The sequence below is a fragment of the Williamsia muralis genome, assembly GCF_051487485.1.
GTDB lineage: Bacteria > Actinomycetota > Actinomycetes > Mycobacteriales > Mycobacteriaceae > Williamsia > Williamsia muralis_B.
In genome coordinates this window covers 282320-295462 of record NZ_JAHVCV010000007.1, presented here as the reverse complement: position 1 = coordinate 295462, position 13143 = coordinate 282320, and the positions used below count along the sequence as shown (strand labels likewise).

The 13143-nt window shown below is 64.3% G+C and carries 6 protein-coding genes; 2 read left to right on the top strand and 4 right to left on the bottom strand.

Annotated features, from left to right (window positions below; translation table 11 throughout):
• Positions 1–156 precede the first annotated feature (156 nt).
• Entirely contained in the window at positions 157–2091 is a 1935-nt protein-coding gene (locus tag KXR83_RS20135) for a sigma factor-like helix-turn-helix DNA-binding protein (protein ID WP_437426332.1), read from the top strand.
• Positions 2092–2124: 33 nt separating this feature from the next.
• Here the strand turns inward: KXR83_RS20135 and KXR83_RS20130 are convergent, their stop codons facing one another.
• The 3 genes from KXR83_RS20130 to KXR83_RS20120 all read right to left on the bottom strand — a co-directional run bounded on the left by KXR83_RS20130 (position 2125) and on the right by KXR83_RS20120 (position 11302).
• Positions 2125–3075 carry an AMP-binding protein gene (locus KXR83_RS20130; RefSeq protein ID WP_437426331.1) on the bottom strand — a complete coding sequence of 317 codons (951 nt, stop codon included), beginning with the start codon at positions 3073–3075 and terminating at the stop codon, positions 2125–2127.
• A 147-nt stretch (positions 3076–3222) separates the two neighbouring features.
• Positions 3223–5058, bottom strand: coding sequence for an SIP domain-containing protein (locus tag KXR83_RS20125; RefSeq protein WP_437426330.1), 1836 nt, complete (start codon positions 5056–5058; stop codon positions 3223–3225).
• 28 nt (positions 5059–5086) lie between these two features.
• Complete coding sequence (locus tag KXR83_RS20120) at positions 5087–11302, bottom strand: amino acid adenylation domain-containing protein (RefSeq protein WP_437426329.1); 6216 nt, start codon at positions 11300–11302, stop codon at positions 5087–5089.
• 60 nt (positions 11303–11362) lie between these two features.
• On the opposite strand from KXR83_RS20120, the gene KXR83_RS20115 reads away from it, so the two are divergent.
• Positions 11363–12052, top strand: coding sequence for a formyltransferase family protein (locus KXR83_RS20115; protein ID WP_437426328.1), 690 nt, complete (start codon positions 11363–11365; stop codon positions 12050–12052).
• A gap of 96 nt (positions 12053–12148) precedes the next feature.
• On the opposite strand, the gene KXR83_RS20110 is transcribed toward KXR83_RS20115, so the two are convergent.
• Positions 12149–13117 carry an ABC transporter substrate-binding protein gene (locus KXR83_RS20110; RefSeq protein ID WP_062796892.1) on the bottom strand — a complete coding sequence of 323 codons (969 nt, stop codon included), beginning with the start codon at positions 13115–13117 and terminating at the stop codon, positions 12149–12151.
• Between the last annotated feature and the right edge of the window lie 26 nt (positions 13118–13143).

The following is a 13143-nucleotide window of genomic DNA, read 5'->3' as shown; positions in this document are numbered from 1 at the left end:
GCAGTTAGGGCCGCTTTCCACGCTGTCCGCCGGAGCCGCCCGTTCCGCAACTTTGCGGCAACTAACCAGGTTTACAGATAGGCTAATCTTCCGTTACCGCCCATCTTGACCGGCCACTTCGTGCCGTGACCGCAGCCCACGAAAGGCCCACTGCTGATGCCCGACTCGAACACGGCGCGGCCGTTCTCGAAGACGGCGTGGCCCATGCTCCTGCCGTGGCTCGAGGAGTACCGGTCTGGGCCATCGATCCTCGCCAGCGACGAGTTGATCCCCAACGCCTGGCTGGACGGGAGCCCAGCAGAGGCACTGAACGCCAACAACTTCAGCCGCTTCTGCGAACTCGTTGCCCTGCGGCATGTGACCGACCGCGCGGACATGACGCTTGCCGACGACTTCCCGACGGTTTCCGGAGGCGCGCCCGTGACCGCACTCGAGTTGGAGCCTCACGCAGTCACAGCGTTACACGACAACAGCATTCGAGTCGTTTCGGACGTCCTTGCCCACTCGGCCGGCCACCTGTTGCACTTGCCTGGGGTCGGCCGAACCACCATCATCGACGTCGTCGCAGCACTGGTGGCCGAGGCGACCCGGGCACCGCACGGCGAGGACGATCGAAGCGGCGGCCGGGTACTGGCAGATCCTCACCTGCTCAGGTTCATCGAGTCCGTTGATGAACGCGATCGGGTGATCCTCCACGAGCGCATATTTGCGGCCAAGCCCCGTACCCAGGCCGACCTGGCCAAGGAACTCGGGTTGTCGCGCGAGCGGGTGAACCAGCTCGACCGGACTCTGCGGCTGCAACTGTCGGAGACCGTCGAGAGTTCGGTGGACCTGCGCCGGCTTCTCGCCGAGACGGTGGCACTGGCCGACCCGGTGGCGGACTCTGCCCGGGTGGCCGAGACCCTGCCACTCTTCGCCACCGAAATACCCGCGCTTGGGGTCTCCGTCGGACAGCTGCTCATCGCCGGATCGAACGACCTTGCGGGCGTGGACGGATGGATCATCAGCCGCACCCCCGCGCAGATCGCCGATCTCGTCGAAGACGTCCTCGATGCGCACGCGGGTGAGGAGGCGCTCGTCCCGGTCCGGATCGTGGCCGCCAAGCTGAACCTGTCCGAGCCCGAGGCGACAAGGTGGTTGAACAGCAGCGGATTCACCGTGCTCGACGACCATGTTGTCAAAGGCTCGACGTCCACTGCGGATCTGGTGTGCGCGGTCTTGTCGATCGCCGGAGCGCCCCGCACCTTCGAAGAGATTGTGACCGGGCTCGCCGGCAGGCCACGCTCCCGATCGAGCGTCCGTAATGCGTTGGTCACCGACGACCGGATCGTCAAGACCGATCGCACCACCTATGGGCTGCGTCGTTGGGGCGGTGATCAATACCAGCCGGTCCATCGGCAGATCGGTCACATCCTCGACGCTGCGGGCGGCAGTATCGGCATCGAGGATCTGGTGTCGCAGATCAGCGAGAAGTACGACGTCACCGAATCGAGCATCCGTGCGTACGCGGGAGCCGGCGAGTTCGTGACGCGAGATGATGTGGTGACCCGGCGCAGCGAACGCTACGTCCACCGGAAGTCGCCCGCAAAGACTCGGTGTCTCTATTGTGAGAGTGACGTGATCCGTTGGGCCACAACGGTGTCCGGCGCGCATCTCAAAGGGTCGGCGTTCAACATTCCGTCAGCTCTCGCGGGTCTGATCGGCGTAGGCCCGGGGAATCCGTTGAAGCTGCCGTCGCGACTGGGACCACAGTCGCTGATGTGGGTGTCCGTGCAGGCACGAGTGGGAACCATCAAACGCTTCGTCAGCGACCTGGGCCTGGCACTGGGCGACGAGATCTTCCTCGAGTTCTCGCCGGACGGGTTCGACGTCGTACGTCGCTCCGTGGGCGAGTCGGCAGAGCCGAGGGATCAGATCTTTGCGCTACTGGGCCACCGGAAGCCTGCGCCGGCTGATCGTGACAACCTCATCGCGGCGGTTGCCACGTCACTCTTCCTGCCCGACGACTCGGATGTGGCGACCGTCGTCTCCACGCTGGAGCATCGCAAAGAGGTCGACTTAGCCGCGCTTGTCACCGCAGCTCTCAGCTGACGATTCGGTGTGGTCGACAATTCGGTGGGGTCGTCAGGAGACCGGACGCAATTCGGCTGATCCCCGGCCGTAGCCGGGCTGAACCGCAGGACGCCGGTCGGCAACTCCAAACCGGTAGACCGGTGGGTCATCGCAGGTCTGACGGGTCAGACCCCGGCGGCGCAGCACCACATCGGGAAGCACCTCACCGTCGGGCAGCACCATCCGTGGGCGCCTCGGACCCCAGGTCCAGGGGTCTGCTGCGCGCATCAGGTCGTGCATGACCAGCGGCGGGGCAAAGACCACCGACACGTCACCCTCACCCAGCGCATCGTGCACCGTCACGGAATCACGCACGTGGTCGACAACATGCACACACGAGCCCGACGCTGCACAGGCGAGCACCAGCAGCACAGCGGAGGGGCAACTCCATGGGCCACAGATCACGGCACGAGCGTCCGCATCCAGGTCGAGATCGGTTTGCAGGCCCCCGATACGTTCGGCCACTTCTCCGTTTCCCCAGAATCGGAAGCCGAGGTCGTTGAGGATCAGACCGCCTTCGGTCTGCAGGGGCGACCGCGGCGAAATTGCGATCAAACGGAACTCTTCTGCCACATCAAATGTTGGGGGTATTCGGTCCCCGCACATGAGCCCGACATTCTCTTCGAGAAGAAAGTCCTCGGCGCAATGAGTGAGAACAAAATGCAGGTCCAATCCGGCGGCAGCGGTCACCGACGTTTCGTCATAGGGATCGATCGGCACCACCACGGCGTCCAACCGCACCAACGCGTGGAATGCGAGCAGGAACTCCCACCCGCCGCCTACACAGACACCAACCCTTTGACGTGCGCCGATACCCCGCGACGCCAGGTCTTCGCCGAGCCATTGCACTGACTCATCAAAACGCTCGAAGTCGGTTTCGTGATCACCGCACGCCACGGCCGGGCGGCTGAAATGACGATCAACAGTGTTGTCGAGAAATGTGTTCAGCTGCGCCGCACCCATTGGATACACCCCTCTTCCAAGTAGCTTCGCGAAGCTCAATTCGAAGCCGAGGCGGAAATGGTCTGCATTCACCCGGCTTTCGTGGGCCTCCACCCACCAATTGAGGTAAGGCTAGCCTTGGAAGAGTTCAAAAGTCTAGACGGCTTCTCAATTCGGCCGATATTCGACGACGTACGCGCCCCACCCCAGCGGCCCGACGTGCAGTGAGCCGACGCCGACCGAGTTGATGAGGGCGCGCATTTCGGCCTCCGTTCGAGAGCCCGACCCGAACACACACATCCGGAGAAGATCTTCTTCTGTCTCGTAGTCGTTTGTGGTCTCCGGGTCCATCAGCCGAGTTGGGATCACCACCCGGCCGGCAGACTCGGCATACGCCGTCAGCGCAACCGCCGCGTCACCGTCGGGCAGGGTCTCCACGACGCCTGCCGCCAGAAGGAGGTCGACCTTCGTCTGCAGCGGCGCGACGTGACTACCTGCAACACTCCTGACCAGAGGTCGTCTCTCGGCGGTCACATCCCCGAGCATGCGCTCGGTGAGCGACGGCATGCCCACAACACTGATCTCGAGCGACGGATACGCGCGCAGCATCGCGTCCACGTAGGGACCACCGCCTTCGCCGACGACCGCGACAGTGCGCACACCCTCGAACGAGATGGCCTCGGTCAACGCCGGCGCGAGATAGGTCGGCCATTCGACCATCTCACCGTGAAAGCCATCGGCCCGTTCGGGGTCATCCGTCCAATCCTCGATCGACAACCCCCCGATTCCGACCGGATCACCGGTTCGCACCACGTCGAGGAGTCGGAGAAACGACAGCTGCATCTGCGTCTGGGCGGAGTCCATCCGCAATCCCTCGACCCACGGGGTGTCGGGGTCGGCGAGCACCGCGCCCACCTCGCTGAGTGAGTAGATATTTCCCTCTCGGACAAGCAGACCCATCACCACGAGGTGACGTACCAGCTTGTGCAGCGGGTCGGGACGTGCCCCGCAAGCAGCGGCGATCTCCTGCACGGTGACCGCACCCGCGTCGATCTCTGCGAACACCCCCAGCGTCACTGCTGCGCGTAACGCACACGCGGGCAACAGCTCCGAATACTCGTGGACGCGTTCGAAGGGGTCGGGCGCCTGCGTGGCGACGTCGACGACCTCGGGATCGCCCGCGACGGTGGCGACCGCGCGCTCACGCCAGTAGCCGGCGATGTCGGTGAACTCCTTCGGTATCGCCTTCTCTCGCTTGGCCCATCTGCGGAGCGGCTTGACCACCATGGCTTCCCCTGCGACCCACAGGTATGGCTGACCGTCGCGCCACGGGACCGACTGGAGTGTCTCGGCCAGTCGCGACCTGCCGTCAGCCTCACTTCGAAACAGCCAGGTGATGTGAACCTCTGCGGCGCTGGGCAATTCCTGGCGATGTGAAGGGTCGGCCACTTCGATCACCACCGTTGCCGGTAGCGATGGCGGCAGCATCTCGAGGCAGTGCCCGATCGCCGGCAACGCCGTCTCGTCGCCTCCGATCAGCATCCAGTCGGCTGCTGTCGGCAGTCCGGCCGAGTGTTTGGGACCGGCGACCAGGATCTTCTCCCCCGGCACCGCGCGACGGGCCCACGTCGAGGCGAGTCCGGTCTCGTGAAGGGCGAAGTCGATGGTCAACTCGCCCGCACCGGCGTCGAAGTCGCGCACGGTGTAGGTGCGGGTGTACTCGAAACTGCCTGGCGTCCAGTCGATCAGGCCCGCACCGGTGTTACGGGGCACCTCGAAGGGAAACCCTCCGGTGACCGGGTCGGGAGGCATGATCTTCACGTCGTCGTCGAATCCGCTGGTCTGCACCGGGGGCAGGACAACGCCGTCACGTGTGTGCTCGCCGATGGCCGGACCGCCGAGAACCACACGTCGCATCCCCGGCGTCACGTCCCACACACGCAGAACATCGAACTCGCGCAAACAGATCGGGCTCACTGTCAGATCGCGCACCGAACCGGCCACGGCTCCTCCTTCGTCGGTCGTCCCACACTCACGGGTTCAGGGCGGCGGCCCAACGGTCCGCCATGTCGGCGGCGTCCAGGCCCAGAACTTGTAATTCCACGCGATCCCCGTGGATCGCATACCGGCCGACCACTCCGTAGAGCGTCTCGAAACCCTCCCTCCGAGCGGGATCGGCGAGCGGGCCGAAGACTCGGGTCAGCAACACTCCTGCAGTGGGTGCCCGGCGCAACTTCTTGCGTCCGACGCTGTGCTGGAAGCGCCACAAGTCGTACCAGGGCGCATAAGGTGGCCGTTCGAACCCGTTGATCCCCGCCTGCACCGGGTACACGGCGGTGAACGCACCCGGTAGGCCGTCGCGTTCGCCGGGGTGAAAATCGTTCACAACCAGATGGTTTCGTAGGTCCCACTCGAGGTCGACCGTGCGTACGGCCGGCGACCCATGCGCGATGGCGGCCACGAAGGCGGCCTCCACAGCGTCGGCAGACTTGTTCATGTGACCGGACAGCTCCGCAACACGTACGACCAGTCCGGCGTCTCCGTCCACCTCGTCGACTGACGGCATGGCGAGCAGCAGATCGATGGAATCAGTCAGGGCCGCATCGGCATCGGCGGACTGCGCACGTTCGGCCAACGCGGCCGTTGCGTCCGCGGTGGACCCCATGGTCGGCGCACCGGAGTCGGATCCATCCAGCAGTGCGGTCAAGCGCTTCGCCACCTGGTGGACGGTGTACCGGTCTGCGACCACCCCGTGTACGGCCACGATGAGGTGGGTGCCCTGCGAAGACCGCAGGAGAGCGGCATGCAGTGGCCGACCCGCGGTGATGTCCACCCGCTCGACCACCTGGTCACGCGCTGTCCTGACAGCGCCTTCGGCGTCCGTACCGGACTGATCCAGTGCTGCAACACTTTCCGATGCCAGATGTTCTGTGTACGGGAGTACGTCGGTGTTCCACAGCAATCGGTGACGTGGGTTCACCCGCCACCGCAGGCACTCGAACTCGCGGAGCACCGTGTCGACCGCCGACGCCAGCTGCGCGGGCTCCACAGGGTGCGGCAGATCGACGACCTCGGTGAAAACATGCTGCTCGATGTCGAGACCGGACAGGCGGAGTCGATGTTGCTCAACCGGGGGAACCACCTGCACGGGCTCTGGTGGCACCGATGACTCGGACAAATCGCCGGGCGCCACAGTTCGGCCCTCTGCCAAGCGCGCCGGCGCACGCAGTGCGAACACGTCCTGGATGGTGAGGTCCAGACCGCGCTGCCCAGCCCGCCGAACCACCGCGATCGAGGAGATGCTGTCGCCTCCCAGGTCGAAGAAGTCGTCGTCGACACCGACCGTGGGCAGTCCCAGCGCCTCGGCGAATGCCGACACCAGGATCTCCTCGGCGGCGCCATGCGGCTTGCGCGATGCTGTGGTGAGTGAACTGAAATCGGGTGTCGGCAGCGCCTTTCGGTCGACCTTCCCGGTGGGTGTGAGAGGCAGGGCGTCGACCACAAGCACGATCGGTACAACATGCACGGGCAGAACAGCGGTCACCGCGTCGCGGACCGTCCGGCCGTCCAGGTGCGCGCCCTCTGCCGCCGTCACATACCCCACCAGTCGACTGGACCCGCCGGATCGGTGAACCGAGGCAGCGGCGGCGGCCACACCGGGTACAGCGGCGAGCGCGGCCTCGACCTCCTCAAGTTCGACGCGGACGCCGTTCACCTTCACCTGGAAGTCGCGGCGGCCCAGATACTGCAGCGAGCCGTCTGTGGTCCAGCGGGCCAGATCGCCGGTTCGGTACAGACGGGCGCCTGCCGGACCGAAAGGGTTAGCCACGAACGTGGCAGCGGTCAGGGCCTGCCGATCGGCATAGCCTCGGGCCACCTGCGCCCCGCCGACGTACAACTCCCCGGTGACTCCAGGTGACACCGGACGTAGCCAGGGGTCGAGCAGATAGATCTGGCTGCCCGGCACAGGCGCGCCGATAGTGATGGGTTCGGCCACCGCAGCGGACCGCGAGGAAAATGTGACGTCACCGGCCACCTCGGAGGAACCGTAGGAGTTGATCACCGTTGCACCCGGTGATGCCCGGTTGATCTCGTCGACAACAGCCGAGGACAGCGCCTCGCCGCTGCAGATCCATTGCCGGACAACACCTACCCGCTCGGCTCCCACCTCGGCGACGGCACGCAGCAGGGTCGGCACCCCGGTGAGTTGAGTGATGCCGTGACTCCGCACCACCTCCGCCAGGCGATCCGCGTCGGCCAGCTCGGAATCGTCGGCGATCACCAACCGACATCCGGCCAACAGAGCACCCAAGATCTCGGTGGACCCGTCGATGAAGCCGATCGAACTCTTGGCCAGTCGAACACCTCCGAGGGAACTGTTGCCGTCGTTCCAACTCGCCTTCGCCCATTCGAGACGATTGACCAGCCCGGTGTGAGATCCCACCACTGCCTTGGCGTTACCGGTCGACGCCGAGGTGTAGATGACGTAGGCGGCGTTGTCCCCGCGCAGCTCGGTCTGCCGCTCGGTCGCGAGGACAGGGCCCGCCGCCAATGCAGACACCCGGCCGTTGATCGCAGCATCGTCCAGGCAGATCAGCCGGCCCGGGATGTCGACGCCGGCCGTCCGGAGCGTCACCGCGATTGCTTCGGTGGCCAGAACCACGATTGGGGACGAGTCGGTCAGGTGGTGGCTGATCCGCTCGGTGGGATGACGTGGATCGATCGGGACATACGCGCCGCCGGCCGCGATCACGGCGAGCAGTGCGGTGACCAGATCGGGCGAGCGCGGAAGGAGCAACGCCACCCGGGACTCCGGGCCGACGCCTGACTCGATCAGCAAGCGTGCCAATCGATTGACCTGCTCTCCCAGCTGACCGTAGGTCAAGGTGACGTCACCCTGAACCAGGGCCACCAGCTCTGTCGACTCGGCGATCCGGCGTTCGATGAGCTGAGCCACCGAGTCGGGCAGTTCCGCTGTCTTCGACGGCGGGTTCCAGATGTCGATCACGGTGCGATGGTCATTCGGAGATGTCGCGGTGATCGCACGAAAGGCGTTGGTACCTCGATCGGATCCGGCAACGATCAGCTCCACGACACCGAGGTAGAGATCCGCGATCCGGTCTGCCACCGCGTCGTCGATCGCCGCCCGGTCGTTGGTCAACGCCACCGACACCGACTCGTGCAGTGTGACAAGCGCGGTCAACCGGTAGTGAGGGGCCTGGATGTACTCGATGGCCCCGAGTCGCAGATCGCCGACATCTTCGGGACGTTCGAGATTCTCGATCGAGAACAGGGTGTCGAACAACTCGCGAACACCCAACGCCGAATGCAGATCCACGAGCGGAACATGTTGGTGGTCGAGCACTTCGGTCTCCGCGCGGACAAAGTTCTGGACCACACCGTCGATGGTGTCGCGCTGGGACCAGCGCACCCTGGTGGGCACGGTGTTCAGCAGCATCCCGACGATCCGGTCGATCCCGTCCACATCTTCGCCACGACCCGCCGTCGTGGAACCGAACACCACATCGGTCCGACCCATGACGCAGCCCAGCAGAACACCCCATGCCGCGGTCATCACGGCACCCTCGCTGACCGATCGTGATCGGGCGTACGCCGTCAGAGCCTGTCGGTGATCGGGCCCCAACGGACGACGGCGCCGACCGAAGCCACTGCCCGCACCGCGCGGCAGGTGGTCGGAGATCAGTGTCGGATCTCCGATGTCGGCGAGGTAGTTCTTCCACGCTTCCACCTCGCTCTGTGGCGTTCGTCCCTGTGTCCACCACCTCAGGAAGTCGCTGAATTGCGGTGCGCTGGAGTCGAACGTCTCGCCGCGGTATGCAGCCATGATGTCGTTCCAGATCAGAGCCACCGACCAACCGTCGGCGATCAGATGGTGCACCGTCTGGATGAGCCGGTATCGCCCTTCCCCGATGGTGATCAAGGTGTAGCGCATCAGCGGCGGCCGAGTGAGATCGAACGTGCGGCTGCGTTCCTCAGAGGCAACCCTGTCCACGAATTGCGCTGTCCCCAGCTCCGATTCATCAACAAGACTCAGCGTCCGGAACTCCGGTGCGGGCGTCGATCCCACGGTCGAGATCACCCGGCCCGACCGCGTGGTGCGAAAGCCCGCCGCCAGTGCCGTATGTCGGCGGATCACCGCGTCTACGGCCTCGGTGAGCCTGTCGACATCGAGTTGCCCGGACAACTCGACGATCTGCTGAACCATGTAGGGGTCGTGATCATCCACCGCGATCGAATGGAAATAGATGCCGGATTGGACGGCTGTCAGTGGCAGCACCTCACGCAAACCATCAACCTGGGAACGGATTTCGTCCGACTCGTCGTCCTCGAGTGCAACAAGAGGCGCGTCGGTTGTCAGGGCTGTTGTCGCCGGACCCGACGCCGTGAGTGCAGTGGCCAGATGTTCGGGCGTGCGGTGAGAGACGATGTCCTGTGAGCGGAGCCTGAATCCCTCCGGCCGCAGCGCCAAGGCAACCTTGACCGCCACGATGCTGTCTCCGCCCAGAGCGAAGAAGTCGTCGTCGACACTGACCTTCTCCACACCGAGAATTGTCGCGAAGATGTCGCACAGGAGCTGTTCGTGGGGTGTACGCGGCGCGATGAATGCGCCTTGCCGGGTGGGGGTCATCGCAGGCAGCCCGCGGCGGTCCACCTTGCCGTTGGCGGTGATGGGGAAAGATTCCAGGACCATCAGGTTCGACGGCACCATGTAGTCGGGGAGATTGTCGACGCACCACGCCCGTAGGCTCTCCACATCCACTGCAGCGCCAGGGTTCTCGGTCACGTAGGCCGACAGACTGTCGGCGCCGGCGGTATTGCCCGTCAGTGTCACCACCGCCTGTCGCACCTGTGGGTGGCCGGAGATGATCACCTCGATCTCTTCGAGTTCGACTCGCCTCCCGCGGATCTTCACCTGGTTGTCCGCCCGGCCGAGGAACTCCAGCGAACCGTTGTCGCACCAGCGGGCCAGGTCGCCCGTGCGGTACATCCGTGAGCCGTCGGGGTCGAACGGATTGGCCACGAACTTCGACGCAGTCATCGCGGCCTTGCCGACATATCCACGGCCGAGCAGGAATCCGGCAGCGTAGAGCTCACCACCCACGCCCACCGGAACCGGTTCGAGCTGCTCGTCCAGCACGTACAGCTGGGTGTGCGGATTGGGACGACCGATCGAGGTGGCGATTCTCTCGGCCTCGTCACGGTAGATGACGTGCGATACACCGATCGTCGCCTCGGCCGGTCCGTAGCCGTGATAGAGCGTGGTGGACAACTGCTGCCGGAATCGCATGAAGAGATCGGGTGTCAGAACCTCTCCACCACACCAGATGTGCCTGACCGAAGCCAGGGCCGACCCCGACGTGGTCGACCGGTCGCGATCCAGTGCCAACAGGGTGTCGAGCATCGAGGACACCAGATACAAGTAGGTGACCCGTTCCGAGGCAATCAGATCCAGTAGGTATTCAGGATCCTTCTCACTTCCGGGCGCCGCCACCACAACGTACCCACCCGAGACAAGTGGCAGCAGTATCTCGTTGATCGAGATGTCGAACGCGAGAGGCGCTTTGAACAGTGAGGCGTCGTCTCGTCCGAACATGAGTATCTGATCACGCTGCCACACAAGTCGTTCGCAGATCGCCTCGTGCCGGATCATCGCCCCCTTGGGAGTCCCGGTGGACCCGGAGGTGAAAATCACGTAGGCCAATTGGTTTCCCTGCACGCACAGCGGGGATGGGTCCGGCACACAATCACCGAACCGCCAGTCGGCAAGGCTCACCGCGATCGTCACCGTGCCCCAGTCCGTGCGGTCGTCGGCAGCTGTCAGTGCGATTCTCACCGATGCGTCGGCGCTCACCTGTCGCCGACGAGTCTCAGGCCAGTGCGGGTCGACAGGAACAAACGCGCCACCGGCTGCCATCGTGGCCAGTACGGAAACAACCATCTCGGCCGAGCGAGACATACCGATGGCAACCACACCCTCGGCGGGTAGCCCCGACTGACGTAGTCGTTGCGCCAATTCACCCACCTTGGAGGACAATTCGCGGTACGTGAGCCGGGTACGCCCATCAACGAGTGCAAGCGCATCGGGCGTCGATCGGGCCGCCGCAGCGAACAACTCCGGAACGGTTGTGGTGGTCGTCGGTGTCGTTCGGTCATTCCATCGCTCGTGCAGCTCCGAAATGTCCACCTGGATCGTGGCCGAGTCCCCGGGGTGCCCGAAAGTCGTCATGAAGTTTAGGCTACCCTAGGTTCAATTGGGTTCGAAGACCGCGGGCGAAGGGAAGTTCTCGTGATTCTGGTCGGCTCAGGAGCTCTGCTGTGGCGTGCCGCGGGTCATGCCGCCTCGGTGGGCACCCCGGTCGACGTTGTCATCCACCCAGAAGGCGAAGCCGTCCCCGCGTGGGCGTCCGATCTCGAATGCGCCGGCACCGACGACGTCAACGAGTTGGCTGACGGCATCGACGAGATCTGTACAGACGGGCTGGTGTGTTCCACCGGCAATCCGTTCATCTTTCGGGAGCCGATCCTGGAACTCGGAGTGACCATCGTGAACATTCACGGCGGTCCGCTACCCCAGTATCGGGGCCTGCCCCTTGCCGCCGCAGTATTCGCAATTCTGAACGGTGAGAACAACTTCGGTGTCACACTCCATCGCGTCGACGCGGGGATCGACACCGGCGACGTGATCGACAGACGGGCTATCGCCCTCACTGCGTCCATGACGCTGGAGGAACTGTCGATGGAGGTGACGCAGGCTTGCCACGACATCTTCGTCGACAACATCGATTCCCTCGATCGAAGCCCGGCGCAGGCCTCTGTAAGCGATTCCGTCGCTCCCGCAGGCTATTACGGGATGAAGCAACTCGCCGGCATCGGCAAGTATCGGAACCATCCGAACTTCGTCCGGGCCACTGAACTCGGCGTCCTGGAGGACCACTACCCGGCGTACCGGGATCTGTTCGCGCCCTACCGCACCTGACCTTCACCCACACCTCCGCTTCCGACGGCGGCAAGGCACGCTACGCAATGATGGCGCCGGCAAACGCCGGCGCCATCATCGATCTGAGTCAGGTACTCACTTCTGCGGGAGCTTTTCCAACTGCGCTTCCAGGCTGTCCAGGCTGGCCATTCCGGATGCGTAGGTGAACGGATCCGTGTATGCCACAGCCAAAACCCGTCCGGCCTGTACTGCGGGCAGACTCTTGAAGAGCTCGGAGTCGAGCATCGCCTGCACCTCAGGTGTGGTGGTTCCGTCTGCGCGTGTCGGGTAGACGATCACGTCGTAGTCGGCGAGCATACCCAGCTGCTCATACGAACGTTCCTGTCCCTCGCCCGTGGGGAAGGTCAGACCCGCGGCCTCGAGCTTGTGTGGCACATACGTTCCGGCGTTCTGGTCCCAGAAAGTGCCCGGTGACCACGACGCGACCGCGACGAACTTGGTGCCGTCGATCTTGTCGGCGTACTTCTGGTGGATCTCGTCGGCGCGTGCGTGGAACTGCTGCTTCTGCTCCTCGGCCTCGGTCTTCATGCCCGCGATGTCGGCCGCCTCGTCGAAGGTCTCGTACCAGTCGGTGACCAACAGTGACCCGCCCTCGAGGTTCACGACCGGCGCGATGGCCTTCAGCTTCTCCTTGTCGATTGCTTCCCAGTGCTTTTCGAGAACGTTACCGACGATGAGGTCGGGCTCGAGCGCGAGAATCGCCTCATAATCCGGTTGCGCGATGGTGCCGACCTTGGGCAGGCTCTGGTACTTGTCCCAAGCGGCTGTGTCGGTGCCGAAGTAGTCGGCCGTGTAGAGATCCGGTACGCCGACGACCTTGTCGCTACCGAGACTGAGCAGTGCTTCTGCCGAGCCACGCAACGCCACGATGCGCTGAGGGTCGGTCGGGATCTCGACAGGACCATCGACAGTCTCCACCGTCCGGGTCTCGCCCGAGGCCGAATCCTTGTCGGAATCGTCCGAGCATCCGGTCAGCAGGACCACAAAAAGCAGTGGCAGCGCAGCCAACAACGACCACAGCCGCAGTCTTCGAGACTTCTTCATTGTCAGTTCTCCATTCTTGCTCCGGA

Bases quoted from the DNA above. Each gene is read 5' to 3' on its own strand.
- KXR83_RS20135 (WP_437426332.1), top strand. From the start codon at position 157: ATGCCCGACTCGAACACGGCGCGGCCGTTCTCGAAGACGGCGTGGCCC.
- KXR83_RS20130 (WP_437426331.1), bottom strand. From the start codon at position 3,075: ATGGGTGCGGCGCAGCTGAACACATTTCTCGACAACACTGTTGATCGT.
- KXR83_RS20120 (WP_437426329.1), bottom strand. From the start codon at position 11,302: ATGACGACTTTCGGGCACCCCGGGGACTCGGCCACGATCCAGGTGGAC.
- KXR83_RS20110 (WP_062796892.1), bottom strand. From the start codon at position 13,117: ATGAAGAAGTCTCGAAGACTGCGGCTGTGGTCGTTGTTGGCTGCGCTG.